This window comes from Citrobacter portucalensis (genome assembly GCF_023374935.1).
GTDB lineage: Bacteria > Pseudomonadota > Gammaproteobacteria > Enterobacterales > Enterobacteriaceae > Citrobacter > Citrobacter portucalensis.
This window is the reverse complement of record NZ_CP092466.1, coordinates 1951405-1967738: the sequence shown is the minus strand read 5'-3', so window position 1 is coordinate 1967738 and position 16334 is coordinate 1951405. Positions and strand designations below refer to the sequence as shown.

The 16334-nt window shown below is 50.6% G+C and carries 16 protein-coding genes and 1 other annotated feature; of the genes, 10 read left to right on the top strand and 6 right to left on the bottom strand.

What is annotated here, in order from left to right; translation table 11 throughout:
* Positions 1-9 precede the first annotated feature (9 nt).
* The 9 genes from hisL to hisIE all read left to right on the top strand — a co-directional run bounded on the left by hisL (position 10) and on the right by hisIE (position 7362).
* Positions 10-57 (top strand): his operon leader peptide, encoded by a 48-nt coding sequence (gene hisL, locus LY264_RS09365; protein ID WP_100250077.1) that lies wholly within the window; start codon positions 10-12, stop codon positions 55-57.
* Positions 33-155 (top strand) — a sequence feature (His leader region). (Overlaps the previous gene by 25 nt.)
* Before the next feature lie 45 nt (positions 156-200).
* The gene (gene hisG, locus LY264_RS09360) at positions 201-1100 is read left to right on the top strand and encodes an ATP phosphoribosyltransferase (protein ID WP_003834191.1); all 900 of its coding nucleotides are present in this window, start codon (positions 201-203) and stop codon (positions 1098-1100) included.
* A 127-nt stretch (positions 1101-1227) separates the two neighbouring features.
* Positions 1228-2532 carry a histidinol dehydrogenase gene (hisD, locus tag LY264_RS09355; protein ID WP_071692217.1) on the top strand — a complete coding sequence of 435 codons (1305 nt, stop codon included), beginning with the start codon at positions 1228-1230 and terminating at the stop codon, positions 2530-2532.
* On the top strand, positions 2529-3608 hold the full coding sequence (hisC, locus tag LY264_RS09350) for a histidinol-phosphate transaminase (RefSeq protein WP_048224388.1): 1080 nt from the start codon (positions 2529-2531) through the stop codon (positions 3606-3608). Before hisD ends, hisC begins: the two co-directional genes overlap by 4 nt.
* Positions 3605-4672 carry a bifunctional histidinol-phosphatase/imidazoleglycerol-phosphate dehydratase HisB gene (gene hisB / locus LY264_RS09345; protein ID WP_000080054.1) on the top strand — a complete coding sequence of 356 codons (1068 nt, stop codon included), beginning with the start codon at positions 3605-3607 and terminating at the stop codon, positions 4670-4672. The genes hisC and hisB overlap by 4 nt, the downstream gene beginning before the upstream one ends.
* Entirely contained in the window at positions 4672-5262 is a 591-nt protein-coding gene (gene hisH, locus LY264_RS09340) for an imidazole glycerol phosphate synthase subunit HisH (RefSeq protein WP_048224390.1), read from the top strand. The genes hisB and hisH overlap by 1 nt, the downstream gene beginning before the upstream one ends.
* Positions 5262-5999 carry a 1-(5-phosphoribosyl)-5-[(5-phosphoribosylamino)methylideneamino]imidazole-4-carboxamide isomerase gene (hisA, locus tag LY264_RS09335; RefSeq protein WP_048224392.1) on the top strand — a complete coding sequence of 246 codons (738 nt, stop codon included), beginning with the start codon at positions 5262-5264 and terminating at the stop codon, positions 5997-5999. The genes hisH and hisA overlap by 1 nt, the downstream gene beginning before the upstream one ends.
* Complete coding sequence (gene hisF / locus LY264_RS09330; protein WP_019077116.1) at positions 5981-6757, top strand: imidazole glycerol phosphate synthase subunit HisF; 777 nt, start codon at positions 5981-5983, stop codon at positions 6755-6757. Before hisA ends, hisF begins: the two co-directional genes overlap by 19 nt.
* The gene (gene hisIE, locus LY264_RS09325) at positions 6751-7362 is read left to right on the top strand and encodes a bifunctional phosphoribosyl-AMP cyclohydrolase/phosphoribosyl-ATP diphosphatase HisIE (protein WP_048224395.1); all 612 of its coding nucleotides are present in this window, start codon (positions 6751-6753) and stop codon (positions 7360-7362) included. Before hisF ends, hisIE begins: the two co-directional genes overlap by 7 nt.
* A 55-nt stretch (positions 7363-7417) precedes the next feature.
* Here hisIE and wzzB read toward each other — a convergent pair whose 3' ends face one another.
* On the bottom strand, positions 7418-8401 hold the full coding sequence (gene wzzB / locus LY264_RS09320) for an LPS O-antigen chain length determinant protein WzzB (RefSeq protein ID WP_048224398.1): 984 nt from the start codon (positions 8399-8401) through the stop codon (positions 7418-7420).
* A gap of 399 nt (positions 8402-8800) precedes the next feature.
* On the opposite strand from wzzB, the gene LY264_RS09315 reads away from it, so the two are divergent.
* Positions 8801-9805 (top strand): NAD-dependent epimerase, encoded by a 1005-nt coding sequence (locus LY264_RS09315; protein WP_048224401.1) that lies wholly within the window; start codon positions 8801-8803, stop codon positions 9803-9805.
* A 59-nt stretch (positions 9806-9864) separates the two neighbouring features.
* Here the strand turns inward: LY264_RS09315 and ugd are convergent, their stop codons facing one another.
* The 5 genes from ugd to LY264_RS09290 all read right to left on the bottom strand — a co-directional run bounded on the left by ugd (position 9865) and on the right by LY264_RS09290 (position 16331).
* Positions 9865-11031: a UDP-glucose 6-dehydrogenase gene (gene ugd, locus LY264_RS09310; RefSeq protein ID WP_003030115.1), complete on the bottom strand. Its 1167-nt coding sequence runs from the start codon at positions 11029-11031 to the stop codon at positions 9865-9867.
* Between the two features lie 197 nt (positions 11032-11228).
* Positions 11229-12635: an NADP-dependent phosphogluconate dehydrogenase gene (gndA, locus tag LY264_RS09305; protein ID WP_048224404.1), complete on the bottom strand. Its 1407-nt coding sequence runs from the start codon at positions 12633-12635 to the stop codon at positions 11229-11231.
* A gap of 171 nt (positions 12636-12806) precedes the next feature.
* Entirely contained in the window at positions 12807-14177 is a 1371-nt protein-coding gene (gene cpsG / locus LY264_RS09300; protein ID WP_048224407.1) for a colanic acid biosynthesis phosphomannomutase CpsG, read from the bottom strand.
* A 2-nt stretch (positions 14178-14179) separates the two neighbouring features.
* Positions 14180-14923, bottom strand: a complete 744-nt coding sequence (locus tag LY264_RS09295; RefSeq protein ID WP_071692455.1) for a glycosyltransferase family 2 protein — start codon at positions 14921-14923, stop codon at positions 14180-14182.
* Positions 14913-16331 carry a mannose-1-phosphate guanylyltransferase/mannose-6-phosphate isomerase gene (locus LY264_RS09290; protein WP_048225796.1) on the bottom strand — a complete coding sequence of 473 codons (1419 nt, stop codon included), beginning with the start codon at positions 16329-16331 and terminating at the stop codon, positions 14913-14915. Before LY264_RS09290 ends, LY264_RS09295 begins: the two co-directional genes overlap by 11 nt.
* Positions 16332-16334 lie beyond the last annotated feature (3 nt).

The window sequence follows — 16334 nt, the reverse complement described above, 5'->3', positions numbered from 1 at the left end:
AGAAAATTTATGACACGCGCTCAATTCAAACACCATCATCACCATCATCCTGACTAGTCTTTCAGGCGATGTGTGCTGGGAGACGTTTAAATCTTCCAGCGGTGCATGAGCGTATGAGAAAGCCCCCGGAAGATTTCTTCCGGGGGCTTTTTTTTGTGCGTGACCCAAACTGATTCAGACAGGATAACGAGGAATAAAGAATGTTAGACAACACCCGTTTACGCATAGCTATGCAGAAATCAGGCCGCTTAAGCGATGATTCACGCGAATTACTGGCCCGTTGCGGCATTAAAATTAATCTTCACACCCAGCGCCTGATTGCGATGGCGGAGAACATGCCGATCGATATTCTGCGTGTGCGTGATGACGATATCCCGGGTCTGGTGATGGACGGTGTCGTTGACCTCGGCATCATCGGGGAAAACGTTCTGGAAGAGGAACTGCTCAACCGCCGGGCACAGGGTGAAGACCCTCGCTATTTTACCCTGCGCCGTCTGGACTTCGGCGGCTGCCGTCTCTCGCTGGCTACCCCGGTTGATGAAGCCTGGGATGGCCCGGCAGCGCTGAACGGTAAACGTATCGCGACCTCTTACCCACACCTGCTCAAACGTTATCTCGATCAGAAAGGAGTTTCGTTTAAATCTTGTCTGTTAAACGGTTCTGTAGAAGTTGCTCCCCGTGCGGGTCTGGCTGATGCGATTTGCGATCTGGTGTCCACCGGCGCAACGCTTGAAGCCAACGGCCTGCGCGAAGTAGAAGTGATCTACCGCTCTAAAGCCTGTCTGATTCAGCGCGACGGCGAAATGGCCGAAGCCAAGCAACAACTGATCGACAAACTGCTAACCCGTATCCAGGGGGTTATTCAGGCCCGTGAATCCAAATACATCATGATGCACGCGCCGAGCGAGCGTCTGGACGAGGTCATCGCCCTGCTGCCCGGCGCTGAGCGCCCTACCATTCTGCCTCTGGCGGGCGACCAGCAGCGTGTTGCCATGCACATGGTCAGCAGCGAAACCCTGTTCTGGGAAACAATGGAAAAACTGAAAGCGCTCGGTGCCAGCTCAATTCTGGTGTTGCCGATTGAGAAGATGATGGAGTGATCTGATGCCTGATGGCGCTTCGCTTATCAGGCCTACAAGAATTGTCACAATCATTGATATTACGGGTCTTGTAGGCCGGATAAGGCAGCGCCGCCATCCGGCAACACCCGATGATGGAGTAACGACCATGAGCTTCAATACCCTGATTGACTGGAATAGCTATAGCCCTGAGCAGCAGCGCGAACTGCTGATGCGCCCGGCGATTTCCGCCTCTGAAAGCATCAGCCGTACGGTGGCCGAGATCCTTGAGAACGTCAAAAATAACGGCGACCGGGCGCTGCGTGAATACAGCGCAAAGTTCGATAAAACCGAGGTTGGCGCGCTGCGCGTGACCAAGGAAGAAATCCAGCAAGCCAGCAGTCGCCTGAGCGACGAACTGAAACAAGCCATGCAGGCGGCGGTGCGTAATATTGATACTTTCCACACCGCGCAGATCCTGCCACCGGTGGATATCGAGACCCAGCCAGGCGTGCATTGCCAGCAGGTTACCCGCCCTATCGCTTCCGTGGGCCTGTATATTCCTGGAGGTTCGGCGCCGCTGTTTTCTACCGTATTAATGCTGGCGACCCCGGCGCGCATCGCCGGCTGCAAAAAAGTGGTGCTGTGCTCACCGCCGCCGATTGCCGATGAAATCCTCTACGCCGCGCAGCTGTGCGGCGTAAAAGAGGTGTTTAATGTGGGTGGCGCGCAGGCTATTGCCGCGCTGGCGCTGGGCACCGAATCTATTCCTAAGGTCGATAAAATCTTCGGGCCGGGCAATGCGTATGTGACCGAAGCCAAACGCCAGGTCAGCCAGCGTCTTGACGGCGCGGCCATCGACATGCCTGCAGGCCCGTCAGAAGTGCTGGTTATCGCCGACAGCGGCGCGACGCCGGACTTTGTTGCCTCTGACCTGCTTTCTCAGGCAGAACACGGCCCCGACTCGCAGGTTATTCTCCTGACGCCAGACGCTACGCTTGCCGAAGGCGTTGCCAAAGCCGTTGAACGCCAGCTCGCTGAGCTTTCCCGCGCTGAGACCGCACGTCAGGCACTCTCCGCCAGCCGCTTAATCGTGGCGAAAGATCTGGCGCAGTGCGTTGAAATATCTAACGCCTACGGTCCGGAACACCTGATTATTCAGACCCGCAACGCGCGTGAACTGGTTGATGAGATCACCAGCGCCGGTTCGGTGTTCCTCGGCGACTGGTCGCCGGAATCCGCAGGCGACTATGCTTCTGGCACCAACCACGTTCTTCCGACCTACGGCTATACCGCGACCTGCTCAAGCCTTGGGCTGGCTGATTTCCAGAAACGGATGACCGTACAGGAATTAACCCCACAAGGTTTCTCTGCCCTGGCCTCAACCATTGAAATACTGGCCGCTGCTGAACGACTGACTGCCCACAAAAATGCCGTCACCCTGCGCGTTAACGCCCTGAAGGAGCAAGCATGAGCACTGACAACTTTCTCAGCGTCACTGATTTAGCCCGTAAGAATGTTCGCGAGTTAACACCCTATCAGTCTGCCCGCCGTCTCGGCGGTAACGGCGATGTCTGGCTCAACGCGAATGAGTACCCAACCGCCGTTGAGTTCCAGCTCACTCAGCAAACGCTGAACCGCTACCCTGAATGCCAGCCGAAAGCAGTGATTGAGAATTACGCGCAGTATGCTGACGTCAAACCGGAGCAGGTACTGGTCAGCCGCGGCGCAGATGAAGGGATCGAACTGCTGGTGCGCGCTTTTTGCGAACCCGGTAAAGATGCCATTCTCTACTGCCCGCCGACTTACGGCATGTACAGCGTCAGCGCCGAAACGATTGGCGTTGAGTGCCGCACCGTTCCGACCCTTGATAACTGGCAACTGGATTTGCAAGGCATCGCGGACAAGCTTGATGGCGTGAAGGTGGTCTACGTATGCAGCCCTAATAACCCAACCGGCCAGCTAATTAACCCGCAGGATCTGCGTTCACTGCTCGAAATGGCGCAGGGTAAAGCTATTGTGGTCGCTGATGAGGCCTATATCGAGTTTTGCCCACAGGCCACGCTGGCAGGCTGGCTGTCTGAGTATCCGCATCTGGTGATATTACGCACGTTGTCCAAAGCGTTTGCGCTCGCCGGTTTACGCTGCGGGTTTACGCTGGCGAATGAAGAGGTTATCAATCTGCTGTTAAAAGTGATTGCCCCTTACCCGCTCTCTACGCCGGTGGCAGATATCGCCGCCCAGGCGCTGACGCCGCAAGGGATTTCCGCCATGCGTAAACGCGTAGAGCAGATCCTGGAAGAGCGTCAGTATCTGGTAGATAACCTGAAAACAATTCGCTGTGTAGAGCAGGTATTCGATTCTGAAACCAACTATGTTCTGGCGCGCTTCACCGCATCAAGTAGCGTATTTAAATCTTTGTGGGATCAGGGCATTATCTTACGAGATCAGAATAAACAACCTTCGTTAAGCGGCTGCCTGCGAATTACTGTCGGAACCCGTGAAGAGAGCCAGCGCGTCATTGACGCCTTACGTGCGGAGCAAGTATGAGCCAGAAGTATCTTTTTATTGACCGTGATGGAACCCTGATTTCCGAACCGCCAAGTGACTTTCAGGTCGATCGCTTTGACAAACTCGCCTTCGAGCCGGAAGTTGTTCCCGTTTTGCTGAAACTGCAAAAAGCAGGTTTTAAGCTGGTTATGATCACTAACCAGGATGGACTCGGAACCCAGAGTTTCCCACAGGCTGATTTTGACGGTCCGCATAACCTGATGATGCAAATTTTCACCTCTCAGGGCGTGACGTTTGATGAGGTATTGATCTGCCCGCACTTGCCAGCGGACGAGTGTGATTGCCGTAAGCCAAAAGTGAAGCTGGTTGAACAGTATCTGGTTGAACAGGCCATGGATATGGCGAACAGCTACGTCATTGGTGATCGGGCGACCGATATTCAGCTCGCTGAAAACATGGGCATTAGCGGATTGCGTTACCATCGCGATACCCTGAACTGGGCGATGATCGGCGAGCAGTTGACCAAACGTGACCGCTACGCACACGTTGAGCGTAATACTAAAGAAACGCAGATTGACGTCAAAGTCTGGCTGGACCGCGAAGGCCGCAGCAAAATCAATACCGGCGTTGGCTTCTTTGACCACATGCTGGATCAAATCGCCACTCACGGCGGTTTTCGCATGGAGATTGCCGTCAAGGGCGATCTGTATATAGACGATCACCACACCGTTGAAGATACCGGTCTGGCGCTGGGCGAAGCCTTAAAGCTGGCGTTAGGCGATAAGCGCGGCATCAATCGTTTTGGTTTTGTACTGCCGATGGATGAGTGCCTGGCACGTTGCGCGCTGGATATCTCCGGCCGCCCACACCTGGAGTACCGCGCGGAGTTTACCTACCAGCGCGTGGGCGATCTGAGCACGGAGATGATCGAACACTTCTTCCGTTCACTCTCTTACACTATGGGCGTCACCCTGCACCTGAAAACCAAAGGCAAAAATGACCACCACCGTGTGGAGAGCCTGTTTAAAGCCTTTGGCCGTACGCTGCGTCAGGCGATTCGTGTAGAAGGCGACACGCTGCCCTCCTCAAAAGGAGTGCTGTGATGAACGTGGTGATTCTGGACACCGGCTGCGCCAACCTGCACTCGGTAAAATCCGCCGTCACACGCCACGGATACGATCCTGTTGTCAGCCGTGACCCGGACGTGGTGCTGCGCGCCGATAAACTGTTTCTGCCGGGCGTCGGCACCGCACAGGCGGCTATGGACCAGTTGCACGAGCGCGAACTGATTGAACTGATTAAAGCCTGTACTCAACCGGTACTGGGGATCTGTTTAGGTATGCAACTGCTGGGCCGTCGCAGCGAAGAGAGTAACGGTGTCTCCCTACTGGGCATTATTGAGCAGGACGTCCCGAAGATGACCGATTTCGGTCTGCCGCTGCCGCATATGGGCTGGAATCGCGTCTATCCGCAGGCGGGGAACCGTCTGTTCCAGGGCATTGAAGATGGCGCCTATTTCTACTTTGTACACAGCTACGCTATGCCGGTAAACCCGTGGACCATCGCCCAGTGCAATTACGGCGAACCGTTTACCGCGGCAGTACAAAAGGACAATTTCTTTGGCGTACAGTTTCACCCGGAACGTTCGGGCGCGGCTGGGGCACAGTTGCTGAAAAACTTTCTGGAGATGTAATGATTATTCCGGCATTAGATTTAATCGACGGCACGGTGGTGCGTCTTCATCAGGGCGATTACGCTAAGCAACGTGATTACGGTAACGATCCTCTCCCCCGTTTGCAGGATTATGCAGCCCAGGGTGCTGAGGTGCTGCACCTGGTTGATTTAACCGGCGCGAAAGACCCGGCACAGCGCCAGATCCCGCTGATCAAAACGCTGGTCGCTGGCGTCAATGTTCCGGTACAGGTTGGCGGCGGCGTGCGTACGGAAGCAGACGTGGCGGCGCTTCTTGACGCAGGTGTGGCGCGCGTGGTGGTGGGTTCGACGGCGGTAAAATCTCCCGAGGAAGTCAAAAGCTGGTTTGCCCGTTTTGGTGCCGACGCGCTGGTACTGGCGCTGGACGTTCGTATTGACGGGCACGGTAATAAACAGGTTGCGGTCAGTGGCTGGCAGGAAGATTCAGGGGTTTCACTGGAAGAACTGGTTGAGACCTATTTACCCGTCGGCCTGAAGCACGTGCTGTGCACCGATATCTCCCGCGACGGTACGCTGGCAGGCTCAAACGTCGCGCTATATGAAGAAGTGTGCGCCAAATACCCGCAGGTGGCGTTTCAGTCATCTGGCGGCATTGGCGGAATCGAAGACGTAGCGGCCCTGCGCGGGACCGGTGTTCGCGGCGTGATCGTCGGACGAGCACTGCTGGAAGGAAAGTTCACCGTTGAGGAGGCCATTCAATGCTGGCAAAACGCATAATTCCTTGTCTGGACGTCCGTGATGGGCAGGTGGTAAAAGGCGTCCAGTTCCGCAATCACGAGATTATTGGCGACATTGTCCCGCTGGCAAAACGCTATGCCGATGAAGGCGCAGATGAACTGGTGTTCTACGATATCACCGCTTCCAGCGATGGACGCGTAGTGGATAAAAGCTGGGTATCACGCGTGGCGGAAGTGATCGATATTCCGTTCTGCGTAGCCGGCGGCATTAAATCCATCGACGATGCGGCGCGCATTCTCTCCTTTGGGGCGGATAAAATCTCCATCAACTCCCCGGCGCTGGCCGAACCGGAACTTATCACCCGTCTGGCGGATCGCTTTGGCGTGCAGTGCATCGTGGTGGGCATTGATACCTGGTATGACGCCGAAACCGGCAAATATCATGTAAATCAGTATACGGGAGATGAAAGCCGTACCCGCGTCACGCAGTGGGAAACACTGGACTGGGTGCAGGAGGTCCAAAAACGCGGCGCGGGCGAAATCGTCCTGAACATGATGAACCAGGACGGCGTACGTAACGGTTATGACCTGGAACAACTGAAAAAAGTGCGTGACGTTTGCCACGTCCCGCTGATTGCCTCCGGTGGCGCGGGCACCATGGAACACTTCCTCGAAGCCTTCCGGGATGCCGACGTTGACGGCGCGCTTGCCGCCTCCGTCTTCCACAAACAAATTATCAATATTGGCGAATTAAAAGCGTACCTGGCAACACAGGGCGTGGAGATCAGGATATGTTAACGAAGCAACAATGCCGCGAACTGGACTGGGAAAAAACCGACGGGCTGATGCCAGTCATCGTGCAGCATGCGGTTTCCGGTGAAGTATTGATGCTGGGGTATATGAACCCGGAGGCGCTGGATAAAACGCTCGAAAGCGGCAAAGTGACCTTTTTCTCACGGACCAAGCAGCGCCTGTGGACCAAAGGAGAAACCTCCGGTCACTTCCTTAATGTGGTGAGCATTGCGCCTGACTGCGACAACGACACCCTGCTGGTGCTGGTTAACCCGATTGGCCCAACCTGCCATAAAGGCACCTCAAGCTGCTTTGGTGACGCCAGCCACCAGTGGCTGTTCCTGTATCAGCTTGAGCAACTGCTGGCCGAACGTAAAACCGCTGACCCAGCTAGCTCCTACACCGCGAAACTGTATGCCAGCGGCACCAAACGCATCGCACAGAAAGTGGGTGAAGAAGGCGTAGAAACCGCGCTGGCCGCGACGGTGAACGACCGTTTTGAGCTGACAAATGAAGCTTCTGATCTCATGTATCACCTGCTGGTGCTGCTGCAAGACCAGGACCTCGACCTGACGGTGGTGATTGAGAATTTACGTAAGCGTCATCAGTAAGTTGCAGACGTAAAAAAACCGGGCGCTGCCCGGTTTTTTGTTGTCAGGTTCAAACTTACTCAGCTTTGGCTTTGTAACCACGCAGAGCATTTCGCCCCAGCACCACACCGGCACCAATCATGCCACCGAGCAGAACCGCCAGCACGAGGGTAATCGCTTTTTTCGGGCTGTCACGACGAATCGGTAACGTTGGTTTCATCACATAGCGGTAGGCGTGTAACTCAGCCCCTTCAAGCTTAAGATTTTCAATATCCAAAAGCTTTTGCTTGGTCTGGAAGTAGTTATCAGACAATATCAAAGGACGTGTAGATTCGTGCTCAATCATGGACTTCAGGGCATCACTACCCAACAGGAACATACTGTCCTGCGTCACATCCTGCGTCTGCTGAATTTGCGGCTTAATCACCCCGGCCTGCTCTGCATAACGCAGCGCTTCCTGAATTTGTTTAATTCGCAGATCTTTTTGCTCCTGCGCGACCACTTCCTGAGTTTTCAGAGAGTCTTGCAACGTGGTTGTTTGCAACTTGATATTATCAACCAGGTCAAGCTCCAGCTCTTTAGCAACCTTTTCATCTGTTTGTTGAATGTATTCAGCCAGTTGACGCTGAGCGTCTTCTGGTGAGCCACCCACATAAGAAATCGCCAACGGCAGTGGTTGACCTTTAACAGACTGATCAATCGTCAGTTTTTCTGGTTTTTCCTGATTATCTAGCATTTCAGCCAATGCGGATAAAGAGGTGCTGAATCGCCCGATCACATTTGCCTGAAGTTCAGTGGTCTTAGGCGCACTGGCACCATACAACACATTGAGGGCGTTGTTATATGTAGCGATCTGACCTACATCCGGTTGAGTAATAATGGCTGTTGAGGTCCATTTCTCCTTAGCAACTGCCAAATAGCCCACAGCAAGTACTAAGGCAATAACAATCGCGATAACGATTGTTACTTTCCCACGCCACAACTGTACCAGTAAATCAATCAGATCAATCTGTTCCGGATCGTGACTGCGCCCGGACATGTTGTTATCACTTACAGACATAGAAACCCTAGATAAGGAAAGACTTAAACTGGGATTAGTTTAGCTATAAATTGAGGCAATGCCATAGGATTAATGATAAAAAAATCAAATTGTTTCTGGGATTTTGATTGGTATTTCAAACACTACTGAATAGCGATACGATTAAACAAAAGTGTCAATACTCAAAGAACATCTTCATGCGCAAAAAACCATCAACAAACAGGTTTCATGCCCGCTAATCGTTATACTTTACAATTCATTTTTTTGAATTCATATCGTGAATACTTACCGTCTAACCAGTAAAAATGGTTGGCGTAAATAATATAACAATTAGCTTTTTTACCATCTAACGGTATCATTCCACTTTTTAGTAGCACCTGTTGGCGACTGGCTATTATTTAGCCAAAAAGAGGAATAAACATGAAATACCTGGTTACGGGTGCCGCTGGTTTCATCGGCTTCCACGTTAGCAAACGCCTCCTTGAGGCTGGCCATCAAGTAGTCGGTATTGATAACCTGAACGATTACTACGACGTCAGCCTTAAACAAGCTCGTCTGGAATTACTTGCACAGCCTGGTTTCCAGTTTCATAAAATTGATTTAGCCGACCGCGAAGGCATGACTGAACTTTTCGCATCCGGGCATTTTGAGCGTGTGATCCATCTCGCAGCACAGGCTGGCGTACGATATTCACTCGAAAACCCGCATGCCTACGCAGACTCAAATCTCACAGGATTTCTGAACATACTGGAAGGGTGTCGCCATAATAAAATTCAGCATTTACTCTATGCCTCATCCAGTTCAGTTTACGGCCTGAATCGCAAAATGCCTTTCTCAACGGATGATTCCGTTGATCACCCCGTATCTCTGTATGCGGCAACCAAAAAAGCCAACGAACTGATGGCCCATACTTATTCCCACCTGTACGGATTGCCCACAACCGGGTTGCGTTTTTTCACCGTTTACGGTCCGTGGGGTCGACCGGATATGGCGCTGTTCAAGTTCACCAAAGCGATGCTGGAAGGGAAGAGTATTGACGTCTATAACTATGGCAAAATGAAGCGTGACTTTACCTATATTGATGATATCGCAGAAGCAATCATTCGCCTGCAGGATGTCATTCCACACGCAGACACACAATGGACCGTTGAAACAGGCACCCCAGCAGCCAGCATTGCGCCCTATCGCGTCTACAATATCGGCAATAGTTCACCGGTTGAGCTCATGGACTATATCCAGGCTCTGGAAGATGCACTGAGTATTGAAGCGAAGAAAAATATGCTACCGCTACAGCCAGGTGATGTGCTGGAAACCAGCGCAGACACCAGAGCGCTGTATGATGTTATTGGTTTTAAACCTGAAACCACGGTTAAAGATGGGGTGAAGAACTTTGTTGACTGGTACCGTGATTTCTACAAAGTTTAATTACTGACCTGATTAAAATAAAAAAGGCCTTATATAAGGCCTTTTTTATGGAGACGAGATTAATCACTACCAAACAAATCGCGGGTATAAACTTTATCGGCAACATCAGCTAATTCTGACGTCATGCGGTTAGAAATAATAATATCTGCTTCATTTTTGAACGCATTAAGATCACGCACAACTCGGGAATGGAAAAATTCATCCTCTTCCATGACCGGTTCATAGATAATAACGGGCACGCCCTTTGCCTTAATGCGCTTCATGATGCCCTGAATCGATGATGCCCGGAAATTATCGGAACCACTTTTCATGATCAAACGGTACACGCCGACCACCTTAGGCTTACGCGCAAGAATAGAATCTGCAATGAAGTCCTTACGCGTACGGTTCGCATCTACGATCGCACCAATAATGTTATTCGGCACAGACGCGTAGTTCGCCAGTAATTGCTTAGTATCTTTCGGCAGACAGTAGCCACCATAGCCGAATGACGGGTTGTTGTAGTGATTGCCGATACGCGGATCCAGGCACACACCTTCAATAATCTGCCGTGAGTTCAAGCCAAGACTTTCTGCATAGCTATCCAGCTCGTTAAAGTAGGCCACACGTAATGCCAGATAGGTATTAGCAAACAACTTGATGGCTTCGGCTTCAGTCGAGTCAGTAAACAGCGTCGGAATATCTTTTTTAACCGCACCTTCCTGCAGCAACGCGGCAAAACGCTCGGCGCGTTCGGAACGTTCACCAATAACGATACGGGACGGATGGAGGTTGTCGTACAGTGCACGACCTTCACGCAGGAATTCTGGCGAAAAGAATATATTGTCGATGCCCAACTGTTCTTTAATGGAGTTCGTAAAGCCAACCGGAATCGTTGATTTAATTACCATCACCGCATTTGGATTGATTTCGACCACATCGCGGATCACTGACTCGACGCTGGAGGTGTTAAAGTAGTTCGTCTTCGGATCGTAATCAGTCGGTGTCGCGATGATAACGTAGTCCGCGTCGCGGTAAGCATCATACTTATCGGTCGTTGCACGGAAATTCAGCTGTTTTGTCGCCAGATATTCTTCGATTTCCTTATCAACGATCGGCGATTTTTTCTGATTCAGCATCTCGACCTTCGTCGGAACGATATCCAGAGCGACCACTTCGTGGTGCTGGGCTATCAGAATACCGTTCGACAAACCTACATAACCTGTTCCTGAGATAGTTATCTTCATTCGCTGTGTAACTTCTTCCGGTTGAACATTGAGGTTGAGCACACCGCCAGCATTGTGGCCTATAGGCTCAGTATTGAATGAGTATATCGTGATTTACTACTGCACCGACTATCAGACCTGACCGAATCCCATTTTTTGGCAATAAAAAAGCCCGGAGGAGCGCTCCGGGCCTGGATTCACGGTTTGACTAAATCAGATTAATCCAGCCATTCGGTGTGGAACACACCTTCTTTATCGGTGCGTTTATACGTGTGCGCGCCAAAGTAGTCACGCTGCGCCTGGATCAGGTTAGCCGGCAGTACCGCAGAGCGGTAGCTGTCGTAGTAGGCTACCGCTGCAGAGAAGGTCGGTACCGGAATACCGTTCTGCACAGCATAAGCCACTACATCACGCAGCGCTTGCTGATATTCGTCAGCGATATTTTTGAAGTACGGAGCCAGCAGCAGGTTCGCGATACCTTTGTTTTCAGCATAAGCGTCAGTGATTTTCTGCAGGAACTGCGCGCGAATGATGCAGCCCGCGCGGAAGATCTTCGCGATTTCGCCGTAGTTCAGATCCCAGTTGTATTCGTCAGACGCAGCGCGCAGTTGAGAGAAACCCTGCGCGTAGGAGACAATTTTACCCAGGTACAGCGCGCGACGAACTTTCTCAACAAACTCTGCTTTATCACCAGCCAGTTTAGCCTGCGGGCCAGACAGCACTTTAGATGCCGCAACGCGCTGGTCTTTCAGAGAAGAGATGTAGCGAGCGAATACGGATTCAGTGATCAGCGACAGCGGTTCGCCCAGATCCAGAGAGCTCTGGCTGGTCCATTTACCGGTGCCTTTGTTCGCCGCTTCGTCCAGGATCACATCAACAAGGTATTTACCGTCTTCATCTTTTTTGGTGAAGATGTCTTTAGTGATGTCGATCAGGTAGCTGCTCAGCTCACCTTCATTCCACTCGGTGAAGGTGGTTGCTAGCTCTTCGTTAGACAGGTTCAGGCCGCCTTTCAGCAGAGAATAGGCTTCAGCAATCAGCTGCATGTCGCCGTATTCGATACCATTGTGAACCATCTTCACGTAATGACCCGCACCATCCGCGCCGATGTAGGTCACGCACGGCTCGCCATCTTCCGCCACGGCGGCAATTTTGGTCAGGATCGGGGCCACCAGTTCGTAAGCTTCTTTCTGACCACCAGGCATGATGGATGGGCCCTTCAGTGCGCCCTCTTCCCCGCCGGAAACGCCGGTACCGATGAAGTTAAAACCTTCTGCGGACAATTCACGGTTACGACGAATGGTGTCCTGGAAGAAGGTGTTACCACCATCAATGATGATGTCGCCTTTATCCAGGTACGGCTTCAGGGAATCAATGGCAGCATCGGTGCCAGCACCCGCTTTCACCATTAACAGGATACGACGTGGGGTTTCAAGAGACTCGACGAACTCTTTCACCGTGTAATAAGGAACCAGTTTCTTACCCGGGTTCTCGGCAACAACTTCTTCAGTTTTCTCGCGGGAGCGGTTGAAGATGGAGACGGTATAACCGCGGCTTTCGATGTTGAGCGCCAGGTTGCGCCCCATCACTGCCATACCGACGACGCCGATCTGTTGCTTGGACATTACATACTCCTGTCAGGTGTGGTCACCGCGCAAGGTATGCGCGGTTTAAATGTATTCCAGATGTTAACTCAGTAATAGGATGAATGAATAGCTTTTGCTTTTCTATGTCACACCGATTGCCTAATACTCTCTCTAAGCAGCAAATCAGCAGTTCACCTATAACTCATTTAGCTACTTCATTAGCAGATCCAGAATTAACTTCGTTTTTTCTTCCATCAATGGAATATCTCCGCGCGATTCCACGTTCAGGCGCACCACCGGTTCGGTATTGGAAGAGCGTAAATTGAAGCGCCAGTCGACAAACGACATGCTGATACCGTCCGTTCTGTCCACCGACAGCGCCTCACGAGAAAAATGCTGCTCCACGCGCGCAATCGCTGCCGTCGGCTCTGCCAGCGTACTGTTTATTTCACCACTCGCCGGGTAGGCCACCATCCGGTCACGGACCAGTTCGCCCAGCGACTGTCCTTTCAGACACAGCAGTTCCGCCACCAGCAGCCACGGGATCATTCCACTGTCGCAGTAGGCAAAATCACGGAAATAGTGGTGTGCGCTCATTTCGCCGCCATAAATGGCATCTTCGTGGCGCATCCGCTCTTTGATAAACGCGTGTCCGGTTTTTGACATCACCGGTTTACCGCCTGCCGCCGTCACCACATCCACGGTGTTCCAGGACAGGCGCGGGTCGTGGATAATTTTCGCCCCAGGGTTCTTTTCCAGAAACGCCTCTGCCAGCAGGCCGACAATGTAGTAGCCCTCAATGAACTGACCTTTTTCATCGAACAGGAAGCAGCGGTCAAAATCACCGTCGAAGGCAATCCCCATATCCGCACCGTGTTCAATGACCGCATTGTGGGTGTCGGCCCGGCATTCTGGCAGCAGAGGATTGGGAATACCGTTGGGGAAATTGCCATCAGGCGTGTTGTGAATTTTGATGAACTCGACCGGCACGTCCAGCGCCTTAAAACGGGCTTCAATAGCGTCAACCACCGGACCTGCCGCACCGTTGCCGGAATTGAGCACCAGCTTCATCGGTTTCAGGTTGGCGGGGTTGATGTAACCCAGCAGGTGGTCAATGTAGGCATCGCGGGTAGTAATTCGCTGGTAGCGGCCACGTCTGGTCTCATCAACCGCCGGGAAGTCATTCGCTTCCGCCAGGCGCTGCACGTCACGCAGACCGGTATCTCCGCTGATGGGCCGTGCCCCTTCCCGCACCAGCTTCATGCCGTTGTAATCCATCGGATTATGGCTGGCGGTCACTTCAATACCGCCGTCAATGCCCAGGTGGAAGGTGGCGAAGTAAATCTCTTCGGTACCCGACATGCCAATATCCAGCACATCCACGCCTGCATCCTGCAGCCCTTTCGCCAGCGCCAGCTTCAGCGTCTCGCTGGTCAGGCGCACGTCACCGCCGAGGACAATCGTTTTTGGCTTCAGGAACTCGCCGTAAGCGCGACCGATACGCCACGCGATATCTTCATTCAGCTCTTCGCCCAGCCTGCCGCGAATATCGTAGGCTTTGAAACAGGTTAAATTTTTCATAGTTATTTAAGAAACTGTGGAAGTTTAGAAAAGTTTTTACATACAAGCACAATAGGCCATAACAGCCCATTGCTACGCATAACCTTAATATCTTCTTTAGACTTCTGGACGATATTAGCAAAAGAACGATTACTCATACCACCAACTCGCATCTTAGTAAGAACTTTAGGTAAATAGGATACTCTAGCGCTATGCGTCCATAAATATCTGACCAAAGAATCGTAATCTGCTGAGATTTTATAATCCAAATTAAACCCTCCCCATTTCAAATATAATTCCCGCTTCATATAGAAGCTAGGATGCGGAGGCATCCAACCTAATTGCATTTTAAAGCGTTTGAAATTACCACTTCTCCATCGACGAACGACATTACTGATGTTGTCTTTCGATACATAATCTAAATCTCCGTAAACAGCATCGCATTGATTTTTTATAAATTCATCAACTACGTCAGCGATCGCGTCAGGATAGGCAAGTAAATCATCCGAATGCAGGAAACCAACTATATCGCCTGTTGCTGCTCGAATTCCTTTATTCAAGGCATCGTATATACCTTTATCAGGTTCACTTATAATTTTAGTAACTCGGCGAGACACACTATTAATAAGTTCAAGAGTTGAATCCCGGGAAGCTCCATCAATGATAATATATTCAATATCATTATATGACTGTAAATCTAGAGATAGTAAAGTATCTGACAGAGTCGTTGCGCTATTATAAGTTGCGGTGATGATGCTAACTTTCATGATTGCTACCGTGAGTATATTGTTCAAGCCGAACAATGTCATCATCTTCAAGATAAGCACCAGTTCTGACTTCGATAATCTCTAAGGGGATCTTTCCTGGATTTTCCAGAGAATGAGATATACCAACTGGAATATATGTGGATTCATTTTCAGTCAGGAGTTGTATCCTCTCTCCGCAATATACTTTTGCAGTTCCTGTCACGACAATCCAATGTTCTGCTCGGTGATAGTGAATTTGGGTAGCGGTACGTTCTCCAGGCTTAACTGTCACTTTACGGACATGATAGCGTTTACCTTCGGATACCGCATCTGAGGTTCCCCAAGGACGGTATAATTCCCTGTGCTGCAAATATTCACTTCGCGAGCACGATTTAAGAAAAGTAACAACGTCCTTAACAGATTGTACTTTGTCTTTATGTGAAACAAGAATAGCATCTTTAGTTTCAACAACAATTACATTATCTAAACCTACCGCACTGATTAATCTATGCTGAGAATAAAGATAACTACGCTGTGTGTCAATAGCAACCACATCACCATGAATAACATTGTTATTATTATCTTTGGTATCCACTTCCCAAAGAGCAGCCCACGAACCGACATCACTCCAACCAGCATCTAATGGGACAACAACCGCATCAGATGTCTGCTCCATAACAGCATAGTCAATTGATTCATCAGGACATTGAGTGAAAGAAGTAGCATTAAGCCGAGTAAAATCAAGATCAAGTGAAGCATCTTCCAGAGCATTGATGCAAGCATCTAATATATCCGGTCTATATAACTTCAACTCTTCAATGTAACGTGACGCTCTAAATATAAACATCCCGCTATTCCAGTAATATGTACCTTCATTAAGATATCTTTTAGCTGTGTCTAAGTCAGGTTTTTCAACAAACTCAGAGACTTCAAAAGCATCTTCTGACACTGGTTTGCCTTGTTTTATATAACCATAGCCAGTTTCTGGTTTATTAGGAACAATACCGAAGGTTACAAGCTTTCCTCCAACAGCAAGATCTAACGCTTTTTCAATCGCAGTAAGAAACGCGCAATTATCTTGAATTACATGGTCCGCTGCTAATACCAATAAAATTGGATCATCTTGATTTCTAACGGCATGTAAAGCTGCTAATGCGATTGCTGGAGCCGTATTTCTGCCTACAGGCTCAAGGATAATGCCGCTATGCTGTAACTCAAGTTGCCTAAGCTGCTCTGCAACAATAAAACGATGCTCCTCATTACAAATGATTAGTGGATGTTCATGCGTTAATCCATCGAGACGCACAATTGTCTCTTGAAGCATTGATGAAGAAGATGTCAATGTCAGAAACTGCTTTGGATACAAAGTTCGGGAAAGCGGCCATAAGCGACTTCCTGTTCCACCGGCCATCACTACGGGAAGAATGATGTT